Consider the following 21866-nt stretch of genomic DNA (forward strand, 5'->3'; position numbering starts at 1 on the left):
CGAAATGTTGGCTGTATCCTATCACTATCAAGCTAACAGAATAAAATCTTTCTAATTTCTGGTACATTAAACCTTTAACTTGATGACCATGTGGTGCTACCCTATTCTATACGGTTATTCATTTTTATTATGTTGTGTAACTCAAAAGAGAAAGTGCTATGAAGCTATCAATATCAAGGGCTGTAGCGTTTGGCGTAGTTACACACAATATAAGATATGGGTAAGTGGCAGTATCAAGGTATCGAATGGTGTATATACATAAATATAAAATGCAAGGGGGAGGTAATTGTGATTCATGTTAAATGAAGAACTATTAGAAGTAATAATTAAATACAAAAGGAATACTGGAAGAAATCCTGATATGTTAAAGCTAAATCCAAATTATTTTAGAAATATTCTAGAAGAATTGAATTATCCACATTGGATTATTAAAAAGAAAATGACAGAAATGAAAAAAAGTATATTCGGAGTACCAGTGGAATTAACAGATGCAGTGGAAAAATTTGAGCTATGAAAACGTTGGCAGAGTCGTGACCGCTTTTTGGCAGGAAATGTGTCGGTTATTTTGGAATTAACGTGTTATATTTGTATTGTGGGAAGTGGCGGAAAACACAACTCACTATGTTGTTTTTAAAATTCTAAACGGTTCGTAATGACGGCACATAAAATCCGAAACCAGCAGATGGTAGTGGTTGAATGATACCGTTATTAAGGAGAGCTTTTGCTCTTCTTCCAGTTACTTAATAAAGTGCAAACAAATTGATGCAGCAATATTAGGTGATTGGAAGAAGGAGAAAACTTCATTTACCGTAATTGAAATACAAATAAATAATTGATATCAGAGCATCCATAACGGGTGCTTTCTTCTTTGTTATATAGAAATTACACATTAAACGTATTTAAATACGTTTAATGTGTAACATGAATTGACTCAATGGTACAGATATTAGATGTTAAATGTACCGTGAAACTCTTGGAAATACAATGATGGGAAATTATAATGATATTGGTATATTACGGGAGAAGGCGGAATTGTAGGAGTAAAGGGAATGTGCCCAGGTTGCATACCATATTGACCATATGAATGATGTTGAAGTAAATGTTGCCAAGTCGCAGCTGGAGCTACAAAAGCAATCCTCATCGGGAAGGGATTCATAATATAATCACTCCTAAAGTAGTATTCATGTACTAGGGTATGCGCTTACTGAATATAGATGTGCACAATCTAGGTCTATAAACATAATAATCAATGAACAGAAAAATAGGGTTACTAATCTTATGATGTGTCCATTATGGTTGTTTTATTTTACTATATAGATAGAACAAACATGTGTATAGCAATTATAGCAGGCGCTGCCGTGTTCTGGTTGGCGTCTTGTTTGTCGTTAAGGAAAGGTCAGCCCAAACGTGTTGCATTTTACAAAACAAACTCAACACAAACCAAATATTGTAAAGAAGTTTCAAAAAACCATCTAATGTAACACATCATATATTTTGTTACATTAGATTTATGAATAGAAATGCCGTTATATCAACGTTTCTTTCTATTTTTAAAAATAACTACCATATTTTATGTAACATATTGTATAATAAAGATACATCTAATGTAACATAACGTATGGAGGGGTAAGGAATGAAGTTTGTGCAACCAATTCGAGATAAGAAAAAATTAGAAGAAGTGAAAGAGGTTTTACGTCGCCAATCTTATCGTGATTTGTTTTTATTTGAAATGGGAATCAATACAGGTCTAAGAATTAGTGACTTATTAAAGTTACATGTAAATGATGTGAAAGAACGAACTCACATTGTAATTAAAGAACAGAAGACCGGAAAAGAGAAACGTTTCATTATCAATACAGCGTTAAGAGAAAAAATAAATGAGTATGTAAGTAGGATGAATGAAACAGATTGCTTATTTGCTTCTAAAAAGACAGGAAAACCGATCACAAGAATCCAAGCTTATCGAATTATGAACGCTGCTGCTGAAAAAGTAGGAATTGATGAAATTGGGACGCATACTCTTAGAAAAACATTCGGATACCATTATTACCAAAAAACGAAAGATGTAGTAATGCTACAAACAATCTTTAATCATTCTGCTCCATCTATTACATTACGTTATATAGGAATCCAACAAGATGAGATTGATAAATCATTAGAAGATTTTAGTTTATAAATGAAATTTGTACGTTCGGGTGCAAATTGGGTACAATTTAACCAGTACTTTGTATCCAATAAAAAATAAAGCGAGGTAATGGCCCTATGGAATCACCCCTACATATATTGAGTAAGAGTATACAGTTTGGAGAAAAATTTCTTAAAGAGTTAGATAAAAGAACTGATTTAGAATTAGAACATAAAATAGTTGCCTCTCTTTTTAGGAAATTAATTGAACAAGCTGATGCCGGCTATGTATTAGCAGACCATGACCTAGAAGGACCGCTAACGGTAATGAAGCGTTCCATTTTAGAAACGTATCTAGCGATAAGGTATATCTTACAAAAAGAAGAATCAGTAAAAGATAGAGCATATAGTTATTATGTAGGATTTTTAATAGATTCAAATAAAGATATGAGAAGTTGGTCTAAACAACAAGTTGATATGTCTGATTTGGAATATGAAAGAGCGATTGAGATTAATACAGAAATATTAAAAAATCCTAAATTCAAATACATTCTACAGGAATGGGAAAAAACCAAAAGAAAGTTTAAAAAGCCACACGATCCTAACTGGTATTCTTTATTCAAAGGACCGTGGTCATTAAAACAATTGGCTGATCGTGTAATGCAAAAAGATCACCTTTTATACTTATTTTATGGGGCATTATCTCAGGAAGCTCATAGTTACAAAGCATTAGAGGCAACAAATTATATAGAACTTATGGATAAGCCACTTGAACTTAAACCAATTAGATGTACAGTAGAACCTGATGATGTTATCAGTATAAAAGCTTTTTATACTGGAGCTATGATTGAGGTGATATTATATTTATTTCCAAATCGCTCTGATGAATGTTTGGAATTTGCTAGAGAAATAGGGATGGTACCTGGAAAAGAGCGTTCCCTTACTAATTAATAATTTTGGGTTTGATATGTAAAAAAAGTAGCGGAATTCGCTGCTTTTTTATTTTGTGAAGCGATTAGCGTGAGGTGGTGTAAATGGAAGAAGAAACTATAAACGTTCCTACATGCTCTGTTTGTAATGAACCCTGCATGTGGACATTAAAAATGCCATTAACTATTACTCATTTTGATAAAACATATCTCCGTGAAGCAAATACGGATAATGCTCATATATGCATTGAGTGTTTAGAGAAGGAAGTGCAAACAATTGGATAAGGGGGCAGGTGTTATGTAATTATGGCCAGACAACGAAGTCCAGACCGTAACAAAGCATATGAGATATTTAAAGAACATAAAGGTGATATTACGAATCGTAAAATTGCCGAATTGTTGTCTACATCCGAAAAAACTGTAAGTGAAAAAACGGTTGGAGGGTGGAAATCCAAAGATGGATGGATAGACAAATTAAATGGAGTACTCCATAAAAATGAACGGAGTACTCCAAAGAAAGATACGGAGTACTCCAAAAAGAAACCAGGAGCACCCAAAGGTAATAAGAATGCAGTAAACAATCGTGGTGGAGCTAAAAAGGGTAATAAAAATGCTGTCGGTAATTCCGGTGGTGCTGCTCCACTACGTAATGGTAATGCTGCTACTCATGGTTTATATAGAAAGTATTTACCGCAAGAAATATATGATTTAAAAGAAGAATTAAAAGAAGCAGTTAACAACGATTCCTTAACAATCATTTGGGACAGTATTATGCTGCAGTACACTCAAATCATCCATGCTCAACGTATTATGTTCGTTAGAGACAACGAAGACATGACAAAGGAACTGCGGAAAAACAAACTTACGGAAAGTGGCTATGAGGAAGAGTGGGAAATTCAATTCGCTTGGGATAAACAAGCCAGTTTCTTAAATGCTCAATCGAAAGCAATGTCAACGCTAGTAAATCTAATTGAAAAATATGATAGATTAGCTAATACAGAAGAACAAAAACTACGAATAGAGAAACTCAAGAAAGAGATCGCTGCTATTAAAGTTGATGGTGATACTAACCAGAATACAGAGGACTGGAAAGAGTCTCTTATGAAGATAGCAGAGCGCAGACGTAAACAAAGGGAAGCTGAAGGTAATGAGTAATACGGCTTTTAGTGAATTTATGGAGATTATCGATGTTTATTGGGATGATCCAGTTGCGTTTGCTGAGGATATGCTTGGTTTTTATCCGGATGAATGGCAGAGAAAAGTTCTTATGGATTTGGCACAAAGTCCAAAGGTTTCCGTACGTTCTGGCCAAGGTGTGGGTAAAACAGGTCTTGAGTCAGTTGTTGTTATTTGGTTCCTCTGCTGTAGGCCGAATCCAAAAGTTATATGTACAGCCCCTACAAAGGAGCAGTTATTTACTGTACTTTGGGCCGAAATAGCCAAATGGTTAGAAGGAAGTGCAGTTAAAAATCTTCTTAAATGGACTAAAACACGAGTATACATGATTGGTAGTGAAGAACGTTGGTTTGCTACTGCTAGAACAGCAACTAAGCCGGAAAATATGCAGGGTTTCCACGAAGATTATATGTTATTTGTATGTGATGAAGCTTCTGGTATAGCAGATCCTATTATGGAAGCGATACTCGGTACTTTATCTGGTGCAGAAAATAAATTGTTTTTATGCGGAAACCCAACAAGAACAAGCGGTGTATTTTATGATTCTCATAATCGTGACAGAGATTTATATAAAATACATAAAGTCTCTAGCTTAGATAGCCCTCGAACCAGTAAAGACAATATAGAAGTATTGAAAAAGAAATATGGTGAGGGTTCAGATGTTTGGCGTGTACGTGTACTTGGTGAATTTCCTAAAGCAGAAGCAGATACATTTATCCCGTTAGAAATTGTAGAGCAAGCAGCATCTTGTAAAGTGGAGCCGACTGGTGAAACACTTGACTTAGCTGTTGACGTTGCGCGATTTGGTGATGATGAAACTGTAATTGCTCCAAGGATAGGGAATAAAGTCTTTAAATTATTAAACCACTATAAACAAGATACAATGGAAACTGCTGGTCATGTATTGAAATTAGCTAAGGAATACATGGCAAAGTACAAGCAGTTAAAAAGAGTGGATATAAAAGTCGATGATAGTGGTGTTGGTGGTGGTGTTACGGACAGATTGAAAGAAGTTATTAAATCTGAACGATTACCATTCAAAGTATATCCGGTTGTGAATAACGGGAAGCCGCTTGATGATGAGCATTATGATAATGCAGGTACAGAAGGTTGGGCCGTTGTAAGAGATTTACTTGAAGAGAATATGAAAGCATTTATACAGGGTGAAGAACCTACAATGGAGATTCCAAATGATGAAAAAATGATTTCTCAATTTTCTAGCCGTAAATACAGAATAACAAGTAGAGGTAAGATTGCATTAGAGCGAAAAGAAGAAATGAAGAAACGCGGATTGCAATCACCCGATAGAGCAGATGCTATCGTTCTAGCCTTCTATAAACCGAAAGTAGTTATGGGTGGGAAGGTTAAAAGAGTGTAGTCGGACATTTATTGTTCGGCTATTTCTTTTGCTCTTTATTAATAGAAGAAAGGAGGACACACAAACGATATGAGCGATAAGAAAAAAATTAAGAATGTAAAAGTATTTGGTATTAATAAAGCAGCAAATGATCCAAAGAATAGGGAAGACAACAGCAAACAAATGACTGTAGATCCATTTGCACAAATATATGGCGATAAAGGGTTGGTTAAACCACCTTATGATATGTCGGTTCTGCTGGAAATAAAGGAAAGTAATCCAATCCATTCTGCTTGTATTAGCGCAAAAGTCGATGATATTGCAGGTGTTAGTTTCGACTTTGCTCCTTTTGAAGAAGTGAAAGAAGCGAACCAGGAGCAATATAAAAGGTTAAAAGAATTTATGCGGAATTGTAATCCAGAAATGACGAGTTCAGAAATTCTTAGAGCTGTATGGGATGATTATGAAACTGTTGGCTGGGGGATTATCGAAGTTGTTCGGAATCAAAAAAACGAACCGTCGGAACTGTACCATATTCCGGCGCATACGGTTCGTGCTCATAAGGATAAAGTGCGATTTGCTCAAATTGTAAATAACAAAGAACGTTGGTTTAAAAAGTTTGGTTATCCTGATGATTTCCGTCTTACTGATGGTAGGGCGCTAAATGCAGAGGATGTTGCGGAAAGTGGAACAGAAAAAGCCGGAGAAGTAATTGTTATTCGTAAATTCGGTTCTCGTTCTTCTTATTATGGGATACCTAATTATGTTAGTTCTATTGGCTCGATAGTTGGATCTCAAGCAGTAAGAGATTACAATATTAACTTCTTTACAGGAAAGACAATTCCGGATGCTCTGCTATTTCTTGAGGGCGTTGATGAAATAGATGATGGAACGGAAAATGAACTAAAAGCATTCTTCTCTGCAGAAACAAAAGGAGAACATCATAAATTGGCCGTTGTCCCCGTACCGCCAGGGGCAAAAGCTAGATTAGAAAAAGTTAGTCCAGATGTAAAAGAAGGCAGTTTTCGTTTATATAAGCAGGATAGCGCAATGGAGATATGTGTGGCTCATCGTGTGCCGCCTTATCGTATCGGCTGGGCTATGACAGGCTCATTAGGACAAACAACCGCTAAAGAAATGAACGAGATGTACAAGCGTTCGATTATTGAGCCTGGACAAGGAATATTAGAACATCGATTAAACTATCAATTGTTCCGTGTATTTGCTGAAATACTCGGTGGCTTAGATTGGTATTTCAAATTAAATGAAATTGATACGGATGATCGTGAAGCAGATTTGAAGTATGCGAAAGACAGTTATGATGGTGGAATATTAATGCTGAATGAGTCACGGAAAGTAGTAGGTTATGAACCTGTACCAGGGGGAGATAAATTCATTAATGATAAAACTGAAACTACCCTCCCTGAACCAATTGCAAAAGCTGCAGATAATGAGCAAGAGAACATAATTGCTATTAATGCATTTAGAGAAAAGCATGAAGAAATAGAGAAAGCTATGAAAAAGAAGGTCACTGATTTTTTTCAGAGCAGGGAAAAAGGCTCTTAAACCTGCTTCCCGTAATTCGTATTAATAAAGCAGATGAAGAGATTGATCTTGTAATTGCAGAAGCAGAAGTTGATGAATTTCTGGATAGTGTTGATTGGGATGAGGAACGACAAATGTTTGTCGATGAAGTCACGGACACACTACAGGATGATGTAACAGAGTTTGTACAGAGTACTATAGCTTCTAACGGTTTAACCTGGATGGTATTAGATCCAATTGGTGACGTTGCTGCAAAATGGGTAGCTACTTACGCTTTTGAATTAGCAAAGGGAATCCATGAAACCACTAAAGATAGATTAAGAGAAACAATGCTAAAGAATCTTAGTGAGGGAATGGGTGTCGATGCATTAAGTGTTTCCATTGCAGATGTAATGTCAGAAGCGAGCAACTACAGAGCGATGATAATTGCACGTACAGAAACTACATATGCAATGAATTACGGCAATTTAATTGCTTATAAGGGCGCAAATAGAAACAAGAAAACATGGCTTACAGGAAACGATGAGCGTGTTTGTAAAGAATGTGGTGGTTTACATGGGGAAACGGTAGATATTGATGATCTATTTAGTAATGGAAAGATGTGCCCACCAGCTCATCCGCATTGCCGATGCACTATGATTTCAGAAGAGTAATAAAATACACCTATTTAATTGGGGTTTCATCGTCAAAACGTATATGGCTTTAAATTGGCTGCTATGCGTTTTGACAGTGGAACCCCAATATTTATAGGGAAGGAGGTAAAACGATGGGATACGAACTAAAAAACGCCAATATCAGCTATGTTTCATTAGTTACAAAAGGCGCTAATGGTCGTCAATTCGCCATTATGAAAAGCGAATCTGCTAAACAACCAAATATATCAAAGCAAGTTCCAATCCTTAAAACAGAGGAAGAGAAGCAGCTTGTTACAGGTGTAGTATATGAACCTGATGTAGAAGATTCACACGGGGATAAAATGACAGCAGAAGAAATTGAAAAGGCTGCTTATACCTTTATGGAGAATTACCAACACATTGACAAGCAACATGATGAAATCGCTGGTAAAGGCACAGTTGTTGAAAACTGGATTGCTAAAAGTGATATGACAGTAGGCGAACAAGAAGTACAAGCAGGAACATGGCTTATGACTGTTCGTGTTGATGATGCAGACACCTGGGAAGAAATTAAAAAAGGTGAAGTTACCGGTTTTTCTATGGGTGGATTTGGTGAACGAGTAGAAATCGCCAAGACTGATGATTTTACTCATGAAGATAAAGGTCTTATTCGAAAGATGTTAGATTTCGTTAAAGGTGAAACTCACAAAATCACAAAAGGCGAAGTAAAAGACCGCTTTATTGATGAAAAACAAAAGCGTGATTTACGAGCTGTATTTAATTTGTTTGAAGATGTGTTCTATTGGGAGATTTGGGAAAGTAATCCCGATATCGATCGTATGGTAGCTGCTCTTGATGATATGAAGGACATACTTTCTTCTATTAAAGGTGGTTATACCATTGCGAAATCAGAAGGCAGTGTACAAGCAGAAAGCATTGTTTTAGAAAACATAAAAAAAGCCGGGAAAGTATTATCTCAAAAGAATCATACAAAATTAGATGAAGCATTAGCTTTAATTACTGAAATAAAAGAAGCTGCTTCACCACAGGAGGAAGATGAAATGAAAGCAGAAGATATTGCAGAGATTGTTAAACAAGCAGTAGAACCACTAGCTACTAAGTTAGAAAAGATTGAAAAGCAGGTGAATGGTGAAGAGGTAGAACCGACGCCAGAAGAGCAAACAGAGGAAGAAAAAGCTGCAGCAGTTATTCAAAAAGCACTAGAACCAATTACAAAGCGACTTGAAAATATCGAAAATGCTGCTTCTATCCGTAAAGGTTTAGATCCGGATGAAGAGTTCACACCAGGAAAACAACCAATTAAAAAATCTGTATTCGCAAATCTTAACTTGTAATATAAGGAGGAATTATTAATATGAGCACAATGAACAATCAAGATTTAATGAAACGTTTATCAAAAATCGAAAAAACTATTTCAACAGGTTCCCTTTCTAGCGGATTACTAAATCCCGAGCAGAGCAAGGAATTCTTCCGAATGGCATTTGATTCAACACCATTCTCGCAGTTACACCGAAAAGAAATGCGTAAAGCCAAGCAAGGTGAGTTAGACAAAATTGCTATTGGTGGCCGTATTCTTCGTAAGAAAACAGAAAATACCGATGATAAATACCGTGCAAATGTTCAAACTTCAAAAATTGAATATAGCACTGAAGCTGTTCGTTTACCATGGGAAATCACTGAAGAAACTCTGCGTGAAAATATTGAAGGAGAAAATTTCGAAGATACTGTGATGTACCTCATGTCAACTCAGACTGGTATTGACTTGGAGGATTTACATTGGAATGGTGATAAATCTTCTTCTGATCCATTTTTAAATATTAATGACGGATGGTTGAAAAAAATCAAGACGTCAAAAGAATCTCATATCATTGATCATGCTAAATTAGTATCTAAAACAGGCGAAACAGAGATTGCGAAAGGATTCGGTAAACATTCAATGTTTGCTTTATCTGGTGCTATCCCTAACAAATATAAAAACGGAAATTTACGTTGGATTATGTCCCCTACACGCAAAGAAAAATGGATGGAGTATTTAACAGAGCGTCCAACAGGAGCTGGCGACGCTGCTTTATTAGGAGCAGGTGACCAGGTAAATAAACCTCTTGGATATGGAATCGCAGAGGTACCGTCATTATCTGATGACATTATTGTTCTTGCTGATCCACGTAACTTTATTGCAGTTAACACTTACGATACTCGTGTTCGTAAAACAACAGAGGGTGAAACTGCAATCATGGAAGATAAACGATTCTATGTAATTCACTTTGATGACGATGCTGTAATTCAGGAAATGGATGCAGTAGCAATCCTAACAAATATTCCGGATACGTTTGGAGCTTAATATCCAGGCGTATTTTTTATGGGAATAAACCCTTTGTTATTAGGGTTTTGAATGTATACTTTTTTAATGTTTTCTTGTTTTTAACGGAAAACGAGACAGAACCAATAAAACCAATAATACGAATGTAAACTTTCATTGATTAGTTTACATTCGTATTTTCAATGAGAAAAAACACAGCAATGACCTAGGCTATATTGTGAATGCTCATAGTACTATATGTTGGATATCAAAAACGTGTTAAAAAGTAAACTTTTAATAATTAGTTTACATTCGTGAAAGGGGTGTTAATTATGAAAGTAGTTACGCTGCGATTAGGTGGTACTTATACCGCTTATGGACAAAAGTTCAAGAATGGCCAAGAAGAAACAATAGCAAATGATAAAGCTGATTACCTTGTAAGTACTGGACATTTTGAACTTGTAAAAGAAGTCGATAAGAAGGAGAAAGAAACATAATGGATATTACCTTGCAGGACATTAAAGACCGCGTAAATGTACAGAAGATGCCTGATACAGTTATTCAAGAACTAATAGATTACTATGCGGTTATTGCTAGAAAGTATTTACGAGTAAAACCGGAGAAGCCGATGAAAGAAATCATCCAAACAAGTAAACTAGCTTGGCTTTCTTTTCCTGCTGAATCTATAGCAAAAGTAACTCATGTTAGTTCTAAACAAGATATGACCGATTCTATTACTGTAAATGGGCGTATTGTTTATGGTTTATCCGAAAATCAGTTATATGAATTTGAATATAAGATACAAGATTATGATGATCTGCAGGTACTTATGAAGAAATGTATTATTGATTTGGTTGTTTCTGCAGTAGTTCGTGCTAACTTACAACGAAAAGGTATGAAGACATCGGAAAGTATTGGTGATTATTCGTACCAGATTAGCCCAGAAGCGTTAGATGAACCAGCTACAAACAATAAGATACTCAATGGTTTAAAAGGTTTTAGAGCAAGAGTTAAGCCGGTGATGGCCACATGAACGAAATGTATTTCGATGATGGTGGAATGGATGATTTATATATTCATGAGGTAGTTGTAAAACGAAAAAAGAAAAAGAAGCAATCCGCTGGTAACTATGCAGAAGTACCAGAGGACGTTTACGAGAAGATGATTTGCCGTGTAACAACTAATTCTGCTGCTGATAATGAGAGGTTCAAGCGTGATAAACAAAATTTCGATACAACCTTTAAGATATATGCACCTGCTTCTTACAAAATTAAACCTAATGATCGTATCCATTTCAAAAGTGAAGAATTAGGCGTTGATTATATGTTTGAAGTAAAAGGAGAGCCGCGTAATCCTGCATTTATGAATCATCACATTGAAATTTATTGCGAAAAGGTATGATTCTATATGGCGAATTCAGTAGAAATTGAGTACTCAAGCAATATGGAGCAAGTAAAGACGCATATTAATGCTATGTGTGTTGAAAAAGTTACAGCAGCATCTATTCATTTGCAAAATCAAGTTAAGAAGAATCTCACGGGTAGCCGTAGCGGTAAGCAATACAAAATACCTCATACGAGTCGTAAATATACTGCTTCTAAACCAGGTGAAGCACCTGCTGTTCGTACCGGTGACTTGCTAAATTCGATTAAATACAATATTAAACGGTCACAATCAGAGGTATTGGGTGCAGTAGGGAGCGATTTGAAAAAAGCAATATGGCTTGAAATTGGTACAAGTCATATGGAAGCCCGTCCATTCCTATTAAAAGCGTTTGAAAAAGAACGTAGAGAACTTAAAAGAATGATGGGAGGGTAATAGATGTCTAACGCTATTGCAGCTATTAGAATGCTTGTAGAGAACGATGAAATAATAAAAGCTAATCTATCAGAATATGGTGAAGGCGAGGACAAAGGCCCTGCTCTTTCCTTCCAAACTGCACAAGATGATATGGAAATGCCTTATGTAGTTATGAGAATTGAAGCAGATAATCCGGATGATGTTGAAATTATAGATCGTATGATTCTAAATTTCGATGTGTATTGTGATAATGGGGATTATGATAAGGCAAAGTTAATTGCTACACGTATTGAGAAGTTACTAGATAGAGAAGTTGGTTTAAAAGATGATGGGATACTTTCTATACATCGTGCAGGTAAACTGCCGGTACCAGATGAAGACCCATCCATCATTCATATAAATGCGAAATTCCTTGTCCGAACATTTCGAACGGACTTGTATTAGGGGGTAGGACAAATGAGCTGGAAATTAATTAATGGTGTTCGTGAAGGGACTACAGAAAATTTTGTTATCGGTCCTGGTGTCATGTACAAAGGATTTAAAAGTGTAAAACAATTAGGTGAACTTGTAGGAGCGACTACAGGCGGAACAAAAGTGGGTTTTGATCGTGAGTATTATGATGCAGATCTTGATGGTGTGCTAGGTAAAATGGTGCGTGGTAAGTGGTTATTAAAAGATGAACCGCATGTAGAACTTACATTAGTAGAGTTCACAAAAGAAAACCTGCAGTTAGCTTTACCTGGTATGACGGTAGATAGTACAACTGAAGAAGATTACGATATTATGAAACCTTCAAATGATATTCCAGATTCAAACTATCATGATATTGCACTCATTGGTATGATTTCGGGTAGTGATCTACCAGTCATTTTTGTAATTCGTAATGCAATGGTAGTTTCATCTATTGAGGTTGATCTAAAAGATGGTAAAGGGACAGTTGGTTTGAAGTGTAAGTTTATTGGTCATTACAGTGAATCTGCACCATCTACGCCGCCATACGAAATCTATTTACCAAAGAAAAAGAAAGCAGCAGCACAAAAAGCACCGGCTACCGCATAAATGGTAGTCGGTTTTCTATTACATAAAACAAGCTGAATGCTAAAAGGAGAGAACAAAATGACTTCTATATTAGAAAAAATGATGAATACCGGTACAGAAATTACAATCTTAGGTGAAAAAGTAACGATGCGACGATTAAATGTAACGGACGTTTGGCGATTCGCTAAGATTATTTCGAAGGTTGGACGCAGCGCAATAGTTAACTTCGCTGATTTCGGTAAGGATAAGCAAGCAATGGATGAACTTACTAAAGCAGCAGAATCTCTTCCAGAAGAAGAAAAACAAGCACAATTAGTTGCACTTAAAGAGAAGCAGCAACAAAAAGGATTAGAATTTGCTTTCCGTGTTCTAACGATGATCCCTGCTTGTGAGGATGATTTTACAGAGTTCTTTGCTAGTTTATTAAAAGTAAAAGCAGAAGAATTTAGACAGTTCCCTCCGGAAGCAATGGTTTCTGTTATTCAAGGATTACTGGAAAGTGAAGACTTAATGACTTTTTTCAACCAGGTCAAGGGACTCGTGAAAGTTCAGAGCGAGAAATGGAGCCAATCAGCAGCAGCGCCAATCCTAGCGTAAATGAAGACTCAGATGAATATTTAGAGGAAGCAGAACAAAATATGTTACGTGCTTTCGATAAGATACAAAAACGGTATGGATGGACAGATGATTATGTCTTATCTATACCGTATTCGCGTTTAATGGACCTGTTTTCTCTAATTGCACGAGAAGAGCAGCAAGAAGAACTAAATGAGTGGAAGAAGATGGCGTTCATTGGCTTTCAAACTCGTCAACTTGAAGAAGGTACTACTTTTAATGATTATCTTCAAGCTTTTGGACTAACTGACAACCAGGACGATAAAGAATCATCTTATGAAATGGGTGAAGTATGGACGAAAGAAGAGTGCGAAGCGCATGTTGAGCAGATTATGGCTCAATTCCAGGAAGACGACGATGAAGAATAAAATGGTTATCGGCCCCAGAAGGGGGTGCGTAAATGTTAGCTGAAATGTTCCAACTGTTCGGAACGATTGGTATTAAAGCAGAAGGCGCTTATAAGGATTTACAACAGTTTGAAGATCGAGTACAAAAGACTGCAAATGGAATGCATGATAAATTCCAAAAAGCAGGGGAATCAATTAGTCATGTAGGTAACAAAATGAAAGATGTTGGTACAAACATGACAACGGGCGTTTCCTTACCTTTAGCTGGTATCGGTGCTGCAGCTGTAAAAGTGGCTTCTGATTTCGATACTTCTCAAAGAAACATCCAATCTTCTTTAGGTCTTACTGAAAAAGGTGCTGAAAACCTTGGTAAAATCGCAAAAGAAACTTGGAAAGATGGATTTGGCCAAAGTATTGAAGAAGTGGATCAGTCTCTTATAAAAGTGTATCAGAATATGAAAGACGTTCCTCACGAAGAATTAGAAGAAGCTACAAAAAGTGCTATGACATTGGGTAAAACATTTGATTCTGATATCAATGAAGTAACTCGTGGTGCAGGGCAGTTAATGAATCAATTTGGTATTTCTTCAAAGGAAGCATTCGATTTATTTGCTGCTGGTGGACAAGAAGGTTTGAACTATTCAAATGAAATGTTTGATAATGTGGCCGAATATGCTCCGCTGTACAAACAAGCCGGATTCACTGCTAACGAGATGTTTACCATTATGGCAAATGGTACTCGTGATGGTAGTTATAATCTCGATTACATTAACGATCTTGTAAAAGAATTCGGGATTCGGGTACAGGACGGTTCTAAAGGCGTATCTGATGCTTTTGCTGAAATGTCACCTCAAACACAAAAGGTCTGGGATAACTTCAACAAAGGTAAAGGAACTTCTGCAGATGTATTTAATGCCGTCTTAGGTGATTTAGGTAAGATGGACGATAAAGTAAAAGCAAACCAACTTGGTGTTGCAGTATTCGGTAGATGATAAGTTGTGCCGAATTAAAATCGCGGTATGAAGCAAAGAGGGTGCGAATCCTAATTTGAACCGAAGGCTATGCAAAGTGTAGTCAGGGGCAGAGCATAGAGGGTGAAAAGATATAATCCCTCCACGAGACCGCGACACTTTAATAGTGAAAACGTATGCCGAGCTTACACTAATATGAAGTGTAAGAAGTAAGGGATAAAAAGCCTTTACGATAACAAAATGACAAAATGGGAAGACATGGGTGCTCAAGCTGTCTTAGGACTTAATAACGCAAATGGAGCGTTAGGCGATGTCGAGGGCACAATGGGAAAAATGCAGAAGACACAGCAAGAAGCTTTTGGTGTTCGTTGGCAAAAGTTAATGCGTACTACAATGGCATCTTTAGAACCATTAGGACAAGCTATTTTAGATATTGCAGAAGTTGCACTTCCTCCAATTATTAAAGCGGTAGAAGTTGCTGCAAAAGCATTTAGTTCTATGCCTAAGCCAATTCAAATTGGTGTTGTAGCAATTTTAGGTATGGTCGCTGTATTAGGTCCATTAGTCGCCATGATGGGCTTTATGACAAGTGGAGTTGGTGCATTTGTTGGTTCATTAAGATTCCTAGTACCAATACTTACTAAAGTACCATTATTATTTACAGGTATTCTTAAAGTCGGCCCTAAACTTATCGGTATGTTTGGTGGAATCGGGAAAGCTCTAGCGCTGTTGGGCAGATCCATGATGACCTTACTGATGAATCCCTGGACGATTGCCATACTAGCAATTGTAGGATTAGTATATCTAATTTACAAAAACTGGGATGACATCGTAAAATACACCAAGAAAGCAGTTAAATGGATTGGCGATGTCTGTTCTAAAGCTTGGGACGCAACCGTAAAAGGTGCAAAAAAGGCATGGAATGGTTTAGGTAAGTTCTTCTCTGGATTTTGGAATGGTACAAAAAAACTTTTCAAATCTGCTTCATCATTTTTGGGTAAAGTCTTAGAAGAAGCTTGGAAATATATAAAACAAAGAATTGAATACAACATTAAAATTTGGAAAAACATTTTTGAATTTGGATGGAATGCTATTAAATTTGTTTTTAATCTAGCATTAAGCGGTTTGAAAAAAATTGTAAATGGCACATGGAAATTCATTAAGAATAGTGTCCAAAAGGCAGTTAACACTTGGAAGAAAATTTTCACTACTGGATGGAATGCTATTAAAAGAATTTTCTCTATGGCTTTAGCACTAATAAAGCAGTACGTAAAAACCGAATTCGAAAAAATGAAAAATACAATATCCAGTGTTTTTAACACGATTAAGGAAATTGTAAAAAAAGCCTGGGATGCAATTAAATCAACCTTTACTACAGTATTAAAATTCTTAAAAGATTTTGTGAAATCTTCTTGGGAATCTATTAAAGATACAATTTCTAGCGTTATGAACACAATTAAAAATGTGATTCAATCAGCTTGGAATTTTATAAAGTTTACAATCATTAATGCAGTTCGTGAATTTGTTGGGTTTGTAATTACTAATTTCAATAAATTATATAACACAATAACTGATGTTGTTGGCGGTATAAAAGAATTTATTGTTAGTAATTTTAAAACTATAAAGAAAGCAATCACTGGTGCATTTACAGGGGTTGTAGATACTGTAAAGGATGTATTCAGTAAAGTTGGTTCTATAGTAAAAAATGTAGCAAAAGATGCAGTTAGTTGGGGAAAAGATATTATCGCAGGTATCGGTGAAGGTATGTCCGGCATGGCAGATTGGCTTATAAAAAAAGCTAAAGGAGTTGTTTCGGGAATACCTAAAGCAGTATTAAAGTTCTTTGGTATCCGAAGCCCATCCCGGTTAATGATGGAATACGGGGGCTATATTACAGAAGGTCTTGGTGTAGGGATGGAAAAAATGATTCCTGCAGTAGACAAAGCTTCTGAACTATTAAATAAAGCTGTTGTTCCACCTAAACCAATGAAACTAGTAACCGATGTATCTAATCAAATTGGACAAATGGGCGCACGTTCTGCAGATTTAATCGGGAAAACTGCACATCCATTTGCTGGACAAACCCACGTCGAAAAGAAAACGGATAATGGCGTAACAATTCAAAATGCTACATTTAAAGTCTCTGTTGAAAAACTACAATCTGCAGACGACTTTGTAAAAATGAGAAAGCTGCTACAAAACGTAGTTGCTGATGATCTAATGGGAATGGCGGTGCGAAATGTATGAGTATATTAAAAACATTGCATAGAAGAGGTGGTTCATACCATCTCTTAGGCGATGCAGCAGAAGTAAAAAATACAATACGATATACGATTAATTTCTCATGGCCAGGGACATATAACTTTTCGTTTTTGTCCCAGGTTCCTATTGATTCTGATGGAATGCTACCAAATAAATACTTTGTTGTTCGAGTTAATGGGATTGAAAGATTCAGAGCACGAGGTCCTTATGATTGGGAAGCGAGAGAAATCTTTGTAGGTGCAGGGCCACAAACAATTGAATTTACAACAATCGGTTATGGTTCCTCTGACATAGCATATATACGCGACGTACATTACTATGCATTTGGGCATGTACCTAATATCGAAAAGATTGAACAAACAAAATTACCAAAATCACTAGATGGCTTAAAATTGCATAATGTCATGCATGGATACCCGCGTTCTCAAAGTGCAGGTAGCAAAGGTTGTGAAGTAGAATTCACTGTACTATTTAAAGATATCAGTTATTGGCGTGATTTCATGAGGGAAATATACCGTCCTCATATTATTACTGGTGATTACGGTACCTATGGGGGTATAATTCCGCCGAATGAAGTAGATGCAATACGAAAAGGAACGTTAGTCATAGCAAAATGTAAATTAATGTCCATGTCACAAGCAGGAGTAGGAGTTGATGGAATGTGAGAGAAGGATCTATTTCTTTAATTAGAATGTTGGGGAGCTATTTCCAAGTTGGGAATAACTCCCCTAATTTAATTGTTTATATGAAAAGAAGAGACTCTTCTTCTTACGTACAAATACAACATCGTGTAATAGGCTTAGAAGTGCAGGAGAACGCAGATCAGTTTGCTAGTACATTTACTATTACCTTTGCGAATGAATACGGTCAAATGGCTCCTGATAACTGGTATGGTAAGTTCTCTTCTATTTCAGAATGGTTTTATAACAGTGAGGTAACAAATACAAACCAGCTATATCCGCAGACTGAATTTAAAGTGTCTATTGGCTACGGTGAGGAAGCATTACCTTATATACATGGTTTTGTATCTGATGTGAAGGTAAATGCCGAAAGCGGCACGATTTCAGTTACCTGCACTACATCTTATAAGAAGGTTTTACATAAATCAGTAATCCCAACACCTGGATCAGATGAAATTGTTGCACCTACCGGTAATGTTTATGATGTTGTGAAGTTCTTCTTCCAAAAAGCTGGTGTTGTCCTACACGGTAACAGAGTAAATATTCCTGGAACCAATCAAAGTTGGATTGTGGAAGGAGCAACCGGTAAGAGATTTCAAAAATGGGATGAAATTGTTCGCGATATTATAGATACAACATTCCACTATATTAAACACGAACCAGACGGAAGTTGTACATTTATGAAAATGCCAGACTATGCAATTAATGAACCTGCAAAGTTTAGTTTTAGAGAAGGCGAAAACCTTATCTCTTTAGATATGCAGCTAACTGACCAGGATATAAGTAATAGTATTGTTGTTAAATGTGGAGATTACGCAAACGGATTTCTAAATTCGTTTCTATTAAAAAATGTATCACAGGGTGATTTACGAGAGGAAATGATAGAAGTTCCCTGGGCAACAACTTTCTTTGCAAGAAGAGCGGTTGCTGCAGCTTATCATTTAAAAGCGATTCAGAAGTTCAGAACATTAACAGTAGCAGTAGTTGGCGATCCAAGGATTCAATTATTTGATGTTATTTCTGTTTACAATAGAGATTCTGGCCAACAATGGAATTACTTCGTTAAAGGTATCAATACGATGATATCTGCAGATGATGGGTTCTATCAAACTTTAGATTTAACTGTTAACTATGGGTATGAACCTACTCCCTATACAGATATAACCGGTATTACAGTAAATGTAGATACATTACGTTTAAAACTTTGGGATTGGGATTTAGAGGATGGCGATTTATTAAATATTTACTGTAATGATAAATTAATCGAAGAAAATTATTTCATCCGGAACAATCCGACATATGTTGATATTCCACTTGAATACGGTGTGAATATTATTGTGTTTGAAGCAGTACGAAACCCAAAAGGGATTCTTACTGGACGTTTGCAAGTACTGGATACGCAGAATAATATCTTATTTGATTATGGTTCTTTACCAGATTTATCATTTCCTCGGGTAAATCAAGATGCAAATCACTATTATATCCAGCGTCCAGCCAAAACATGGTCTGTTACGCGCGTGAACTAGGGGTGATTCTATGATAATGCAAAAAAACTTATATGATCCAATCATGTATTTGATGAAAGGATTAATTGACAGGCAAATATATACCGGTGGTAAACCCATGCCTGGTAATGACCCAAACGATGTATTTAAAGAAGGCATGACAGAAGGTTACACCCTCATTCGTGATGGCGCTCGTTTGTCTGCAGTTGATGGAGATAAATATTTACACTATGATTTAGTCTTTAATTCACAAGGTATGCTAGAAAAGGTTCTTATCTCTCATAAAGTAACCGGAAAAGAGATGGAGATACAATTAATATACAATGCACAAAAGCAATTAGAGCGTGTGCAGCCGAGACTTCTTAATAAAGGTAACGGTATACTATCTGATTTACCAATTCCCGATGTGTCGTAATGATGCACGGGAATTTTTTAATACAAGAAAAAGGGTGATTGCTCTTGTTTGAAACAACCTATTTAGCCGGTGGCCGATTAGATCCACCTTTTCATCCAACTAAAACAGAACCATTCATACCTGGTTTCATTATGGATTCTACATCATTTAAAACCGATGAAAAGAAATATACATTACCTGCAGATATGGAGATTTACGCAATTAGTGTTAGTTCTTCCATTTACGAATTAGATGATAAATGGGATTTAATCGTAAACGGACAAATCGTTTGCCAAGATATTTATACAAAGCGGCTTCCGGAAGGGATGCACTTTATGGTTTATAAAGCGGTTAAAGCAGGAGACACAATTGTATTTCGATTCCATAACCAAGGAATTCTTGATAAAACAGTTTGGTTTGAATTGCACTTTTTAAGATAAGGGGGCGCATTGATGAGTTTTGCTGTTACCTATATGGCTGGTGGAAGATTCGACGCACCTTACTTCCCAACAAAAACAGAGCCATTTATACAAGGGCGAAGAGTTGGTATACATGATGAAATTCATGTAGATAAGTTTTCATTACCATTCGAAACAGAAATGATTGCTTTTTCTGTAGCTGCTTCACATTACAGTGACTCGGACTACTGGAATTTATTTATTAATGGCCAACAAGTATTTAAAGAGGTTTATGTAAAAGATGTGCCGGAGGGATTTAATTTCTCCATTGTAAAACCTATACCTGCTAATGCAGAACTAAAGTTTGAATACCACAATGCTTCTGCAGAGAAAAAAGCTATATGGCTTAATTACCAACTATTAAGAGATTAGGAGCGTGTAATAGATGGCATACGTTGAAAAAATGTATACAGAAGGCGAATTCCAAGACGAAATTGTTAAATTGGTAATCGCTAACGGATGGAAGAAAGTAAAATCATTTTTCAGAGCTGTTTATCCAGATATGGAACAGAAATCTGACGATGATACAAAATTTGAATTTGGCATGAGTAAACACATGTTAGTGAAGAACAATAGCGGTTCTATTTATGGAATTGCTCAAATTTCAAAATGGTCACTTAAAAAGTCAGAGATTAAATACAACTTCACAAATGAAGAAGGAAAGAAAGCTTTTGCCGAAGACGGTAAAAAACGTCTAGAAAGCGGTAGGGATCGTTCTTGTTTTTATGTTTACATGATTGAAAAAGAACCAAGCGTTGCTGATGAAGGTGTACTTGTTCTTCCTTATGAATCTAATAAATTTGAAAAAGTATTATTAGATGTAGAATTAACCAAAATAACAGTTACTCCAAAAGTAAATAATGGTATATCTTACAAAGTTTACTCCTATGACGAAGCAGAGACACAAGTCATGATGTCCCCTTGGGTGAAAGTAACATTACGAAATACGAATTTACAAGGTATCGATGCTCAAACAAATTGGTGGCCGGATTCATTGGTACGGATTAATGGCCAAGTTGATGAAAGTCGCGTTGTGTTGTTAATACAAGCAGATAACACACCAGCTTTTGAAAATAATGTGGTTCCAGTTACGCCACTTTACATGGGCCAATTAGAAAGTTATGCAAATGATGATACATTAGGTGACGCTTTATGGGCGGGAACAGCCTTTGATACTGGAAACGAAGCGGCATCACACAAATTCGATTTTAACGATACGAAACCATATAGAAATGTAGAAAACTACATGCCTGTCATAAAGTCTTATCCACGTTCTCCGGGTAATGGTATTGATAACGTAATTATTAAACGTTCACGATTAGGAGCAAGGTACCAGGCTCATTTTATTGCTTGGAATGTAGCGCCTAATGCAATGCCACCAGATCGCGTTGGTAAAGATGGTGGTCAATATTCACTAGCATGGCAATCGCAAGATAATGACGAATATAAATATCAATTTAACCCGTCTGTTTATAGCAATAAAGTACATACTTCTCGTGCTTATATTGTTCATCCAGATGAAGGTGTACGTGGATATTTACCTTATATGATCCTATTGTCTCCGTTAGGTCTATTAAATGGCGATAGATTAAAAGTTAGAAAGAATACTTGTCCGGATTCACACGACATTTACAAATTCTTTAATGTAGATGCTATTTCACCAATTACAAAAAGACCTGCTACGGCGTACCGTCCTGCTGGATTAGGTATTTTTGAGAAAACAGTATAAAG

At 36.3% G+C, this 21866-nt stretch carries 26 protein-coding genes and 1 pseudogene; 26 read left to right on the forward strand and 1 reads right to left on the reverse strand.

Annotation, left to right across the window (positions count from 1 at the left end):
- Positions 1-295: 295 nt before the first annotated feature.
- Positions 296-514 (forward strand): hypothetical protein, encoded by a 219-nt coding sequence (locus tag ACYFX0_RS12795; RefSeq protein ID WP_000930969.1) that lies wholly within the window; start codon positions 296-298, stop codon positions 512-514.
- Positions 515-946: 432 nt separating this feature from the next.
- Here ACYFX0_RS12795 and ACYFX0_RS12800 read toward each other — a convergent pair whose 3' ends face one another.
- A complete protein-coding gene (locus ACYFX0_RS12800; protein WP_144575219.1) occupies positions 947-1156 on the reverse strand; it encodes a hypothetical protein in 210 nt (69 codons plus the stop codon).
- Between the two features lie 477 nt (positions 1157-1633).
- Here ACYFX0_RS12800 and ACYFX0_RS12805 point away from each other — a divergent pair, with 477 nt between their 5' ends.
- The 25 genes and pseudogenes from ACYFX0_RS12805 to ACYFX0_RS12925 all read left to right on the forward strand — a co-directional run bounded on the left by ACYFX0_RS12805 (position 1634) and on the right by ACYFX0_RS12925 (position 21864).
- Complete coding sequence (locus ACYFX0_RS12805) at positions 1634-2176, forward strand: site-specific integrase (RefSeq protein ID WP_090976345.1); 543 nt, start codon at positions 1634-1636, stop codon at positions 2174-2176.
- An 86-nt stretch (positions 2177-2262) separates the two neighbouring features.
- Positions 2263-3075 (forward strand): DUF5677 domain-containing protein, encoded by an 813-nt coding sequence (locus ACYFX0_RS12810; protein WP_460270649.1) that lies wholly within the window; start codon positions 2263-2265, stop codon positions 3073-3075.
- An 83-nt stretch (positions 3076-3158) separates the two neighbouring features.
- Positions 3159-3338: a hypothetical protein gene (locus tag ACYFX0_RS12815; protein ID WP_000390790.1), complete on the forward strand. Its 180-nt coding sequence runs from the start codon at positions 3159-3161 to the stop codon at positions 3336-3338.
- A gap of 21 nt (positions 3339-3359) precedes the next feature.
- On the forward strand, positions 3360-4208 hold the full coding sequence (gene terS / locus ACYFX0_RS12820; protein WP_375827011.1) for a phage terminase small subunit: 849 nt from the start codon (positions 3360-3362) through the stop codon (positions 4206-4208).
- A complete protein-coding gene (locus tag ACYFX0_RS12825) occupies positions 4201-5607 on the forward strand; it encodes a DEAD/DEAH box helicase family protein (RefSeq protein ID WP_460270651.1) in 1407 nt (468 codons plus the stop codon). The genes terS and ACYFX0_RS12825 overlap by 8 nt, the downstream gene beginning before the upstream one ends.
- Before the next feature lie 69 nt (positions 5608-5676).
- Positions 5677-7152, forward strand: coding sequence for a phage portal protein (locus ACYFX0_RS12830; RefSeq protein WP_460270653.1), 1476 nt, complete (start codon positions 5677-5679; stop codon positions 7150-7152).
- Between the two features lie 113 nt (positions 7153-7265).
- Positions 7266-7784: a phage head morphogenesis protein gene (locus ACYFX0_RS12835; RefSeq protein ID WP_460270654.1), complete on the forward strand. Its 519-nt coding sequence runs from the start codon at positions 7266-7268 to the stop codon at positions 7782-7784.
- A 113-nt stretch (positions 7785-7897) separates the two neighbouring features.
- Positions 7898-9100: an XkdF-like putative serine protease domain-containing protein gene (locus tag ACYFX0_RS12840; RefSeq protein ID WP_106081236.1), complete on the forward strand. Its 1203-nt coding sequence runs from the start codon at positions 7898-7900 to the stop codon at positions 9098-9100.
- Positions 9101-9129: 29 nt separating this feature from the next.
- On the forward strand, positions 9130-10107 hold the full coding sequence (locus tag ACYFX0_RS12845; RefSeq protein WP_098877964.1) for a phage major capsid protein: 978 nt from the start codon (positions 9130-9132) through the stop codon (positions 10105-10107).
- A 290-nt stretch (positions 10108-10397) separates the two neighbouring features.
- The gene (locus ACYFX0_RS12850; protein ID WP_000869884.1) at positions 10398-10562 is read left to right on the forward strand and encodes a YqbF domain-containing protein; all 165 of its coding nucleotides are present in this window, start codon (positions 10398-10400) and stop codon (positions 10560-10562) included.
- On the forward strand, positions 10562-11098 hold the full coding sequence (locus ACYFX0_RS12855) for a hypothetical protein (protein WP_098901840.1): 537 nt from the start codon (positions 10562-10564) through the stop codon (positions 11096-11098). The genes ACYFX0_RS12850 and ACYFX0_RS12855 overlap by 1 nt, the downstream gene beginning before the upstream one ends.
- Positions 11095-11466, forward strand: a complete 372-nt coding sequence (locus tag ACYFX0_RS12860; protein ID WP_070183783.1) for a hypothetical protein — start codon at positions 11095-11097, stop codon at positions 11464-11466. The genes ACYFX0_RS12855 and ACYFX0_RS12860 overlap by 4 nt, the downstream gene beginning before the upstream one ends.
- A gap of 6 nt (positions 11467-11472) precedes the next feature.
- The gene (locus ACYFX0_RS12865; protein ID WP_460270657.1) at positions 11473-11883 is read left to right on the forward strand and encodes an HK97-gp10 family putative phage morphogenesis protein; all 411 of its coding nucleotides are present in this window, start codon (positions 11473-11475) and stop codon (positions 11881-11883) included.
- 3 nt (positions 11884-11886) lie between these two features.
- Positions 11887-12309, forward strand: a complete 423-nt coding sequence (locus ACYFX0_RS12870) for a hypothetical protein (RefSeq protein ID WP_000063392.1) — start codon at positions 11887-11889, stop codon at positions 12307-12309.
- 12 nt (positions 12310-12321) lie between these two features.
- Entirely contained in the window at positions 12322-12924 is a 603-nt protein-coding gene (locus ACYFX0_RS12875) for a hypothetical protein (protein WP_086398582.1), read from the forward strand.
- Between the two features lie 57 nt (positions 12925-12981).
- A complete protein-coding gene (locus ACYFX0_RS12880) occupies positions 12982-13500 on the forward strand; it encodes a hypothetical protein (RefSeq protein WP_000200742.1) in 519 nt (172 codons plus the stop codon).
- The gene (locus ACYFX0_RS12885; RefSeq protein WP_000433386.1) at positions 13464-13886 is read left to right on the forward strand and encodes a hypothetical protein; all 423 of its coding nucleotides are present in this window, start codon (positions 13464-13466) and stop codon (positions 13884-13886) included. The genes ACYFX0_RS12880 and ACYFX0_RS12885 overlap by 37 nt, the downstream gene beginning before the upstream one ends.
- 32 nt (positions 13887-13918) lie before the next feature.
- Positions 13919-14851 (forward strand): annotated as a pseudogene (locus ACYFX0_RS12890) (phage tail tape measure protein); the annotation flags it as partial.
- A gap of 225 nt (positions 14852-15076) precedes the next feature.
- Positions 15077-17083, forward strand: coding sequence for a phage tail protein (locus ACYFX0_RS12895; RefSeq protein ID WP_460270661.1), 2007 nt, complete (start codon positions 15077-15079; stop codon positions 17081-17083).
- Positions 17080-17763, forward strand: a complete 684-nt coding sequence (locus tag ACYFX0_RS12900) for a hypothetical protein (protein WP_460270663.1) — start codon at positions 17080-17082, stop codon at positions 17761-17763. Before ACYFX0_RS12895 ends, ACYFX0_RS12900 begins: the two co-directional genes overlap by 4 nt.
- Positions 17760-19304, forward strand: a complete 1545-nt coding sequence (locus tag ACYFX0_RS12905) for a hypothetical protein (RefSeq protein ID WP_460270665.1) — start codon at positions 17760-17762, stop codon at positions 19302-19304. Before ACYFX0_RS12900 ends, ACYFX0_RS12905 begins: the two co-directional genes overlap by 4 nt.
- Positions 19305-19314: 10 nt before the next feature.
- A complete protein-coding gene (locus ACYFX0_RS12910; protein WP_151577218.1) occupies positions 19315-19698 on the forward strand; it encodes a hypothetical protein in 384 nt (127 codons plus the stop codon).
- A gap of 44 nt (positions 19699-19742) precedes the next feature.
- Positions 19743-20117: a Low copy number virion structural protein gene (locus tag ACYFX0_RS12915; protein WP_454517887.1), complete on the forward strand. Its 375-nt coding sequence runs from the start codon at positions 19743-19745 to the stop codon at positions 20115-20117.
- A 12-nt stretch (positions 20118-20129) separates the two neighbouring features.
- Complete coding sequence (locus tag ACYFX0_RS12920; protein WP_000006649.1) at positions 20130-20507, forward strand: hypothetical protein; 378 nt, start codon at positions 20130-20132, stop codon at positions 20505-20507.
- Positions 20508-20520: 13 nt separating this feature from the next.
- Positions 20521-21864 carry a hypothetical protein gene (locus ACYFX0_RS12925; RefSeq protein ID WP_460270670.1) on the forward strand — a complete coding sequence of 448 codons (1344 nt, stop codon included), beginning with the start codon at positions 20521-20523 and terminating at the stop codon, positions 21862-21864.
- Positions 21865-21866 lie beyond the last annotated feature (2 nt).

The organism is Bacillus sp. NEAU-Y102 (assembly GCF_054788175.1).

What these genes read in the sequence shown, in the direction of transcription:
- ACYFX0_RS12795 (WP_000930969.1), top strand. Translation starts at nt 296, where the DNA reads ATGTTAAATGAAGAACTATTAGAAGTAATAATTAAATACAAAAGGAAT.
- ACYFX0_RS12800 (WP_144575219.1), bottom strand. Translation starts at nt 1,156, where the DNA reads ATGAATCCCTTCCCGATGAGGATTGCTTTTGTAGCTCCAGCTGCGACT.
- ACYFX0_RS12805 (WP_090976345.1), top strand. Translation starts at nt 1,634, where the DNA reads ATGAAGTTTGTGCAACCAATTCGAGATAAGAAAAAATTAGAAGAAGTG.
- ACYFX0_RS12810 (WP_460270649.1), top strand. Translation starts at nt 2,263, where the DNA reads ATGGAATCACCCCTACATATATTGAGTAAGAGTATACAGTTTGGAGAA.
- ACYFX0_RS12815 (WP_000390790.1), top strand. Translation starts at nt 3,159, where the DNA reads ATGGAAGAAGAAACTATAAACGTTCCTACATGCTCTGTTTGTAATGAA.
- terS (WP_375827011.1), top strand. Translation starts at nt 3,360, where the DNA reads ATGGCCAGACAACGAAGTCCAGACCGTAACAAAGCATATGAGATATTT.
- ACYFX0_RS12825 (WP_460270651.1), top strand. Translation starts at nt 4,201, where the DNA reads ATGAGTAATACGGCTTTTAGTGAATTTATGGAGATTATCGATGTTTAT.
- ACYFX0_RS12830 (WP_460270653.1), top strand. Translation starts at nt 5,677, where the DNA reads ATGAGCGATAAGAAAAAAATTAAGAATGTAAAAGTATTTGGTATTAAT.
- ACYFX0_RS12835 (WP_460270654.1), top strand. Translation starts at nt 7,266, where the DNA reads ATGTTTGTCGATGAAGTCACGGACACACTACAGGATGATGTAACAGAG.
- ACYFX0_RS12840 (WP_106081236.1), top strand. Translation starts at nt 7,898, where the DNA reads ATGGGATACGAACTAAAAAACGCCAATATCAGCTATGTTTCATTAGTT.
- ACYFX0_RS12845 (WP_098877964.1), top strand. Translation starts at nt 9,130, where the DNA reads ATGAACAATCAAGATTTAATGAAACGTTTATCAAAAATCGAAAAAACT.
- ACYFX0_RS12850 (WP_000869884.1), top strand. Translation starts at nt 10,398, where the DNA reads ATGAAAGTAGTTACGCTGCGATTAGGTGGTACTTATACCGCTTATGGA.
- ACYFX0_RS12855 (WP_098901840.1), top strand. Translation starts at nt 10,562, where the DNA reads ATGGATATTACCTTGCAGGACATTAAAGACCGCGTAAATGTACAGAAG.
- ACYFX0_RS12860 (WP_070183783.1), top strand. Translation starts at nt 11,095, where the DNA reads ATGAACGAAATGTATTTCGATGATGGTGGAATGGATGATTTATATATT.
- ACYFX0_RS12865 (WP_460270657.1), top strand. Translation starts at nt 11,473, where the DNA reads ATGGCGAATTCAGTAGAAATTGAGTACTCAAGCAATATGGAGCAAGTA.
- ACYFX0_RS12870 (WP_000063392.1), top strand. Translation starts at nt 11,887, where the DNA reads ATGTCTAACGCTATTGCAGCTATTAGAATGCTTGTAGAGAACGATGAA.
- ACYFX0_RS12875 (WP_086398582.1), top strand. Translation starts at nt 12,322, where the DNA reads ATGAGCTGGAAATTAATTAATGGTGTTCGTGAAGGGACTACAGAAAAT.
- ACYFX0_RS12880 (WP_000200742.1), top strand. Translation starts at nt 12,982, where the DNA reads ATGACTTCTATATTAGAAAAAATGATGAATACCGGTACAGAAATTACA.
- ACYFX0_RS12885 (WP_000433386.1), top strand. Translation starts at nt 13,464, where the DNA reads ATGGAGCCAATCAGCAGCAGCGCCAATCCTAGCGTAAATGAAGACTCA.
- ACYFX0_RS12895 (WP_460270661.1), top strand. Translation starts at nt 15,077, where the DNA reads ATGACAAAATGGGAAGACATGGGTGCTCAAGCTGTCTTAGGACTTAAT.
- ACYFX0_RS12900 (WP_460270663.1), top strand. Translation starts at nt 17,080, where the DNA reads ATGAGTATATTAAAAACATTGCATAGAAGAGGTGGTTCATACCATCTC.
- ACYFX0_RS12910 (WP_151577218.1), top strand. Translation starts at nt 19,315, where the DNA reads ATGATAATGCAAAAAAACTTATATGATCCAATCATGTATTTGATGAAA.
- ACYFX0_RS12920 (WP_000006649.1), top strand. Translation starts at nt 20,130, where the DNA reads ATGAGTTTTGCTGTTACCTATATGGCTGGTGGAAGATTCGACGCACCT.
- ACYFX0_RS12925 (WP_460270670.1), top strand. Translation starts at nt 20,521, where the DNA reads ATGGCATACGTTGAAAAAATGTATACAGAAGGCGAATTCCAAGACGAA.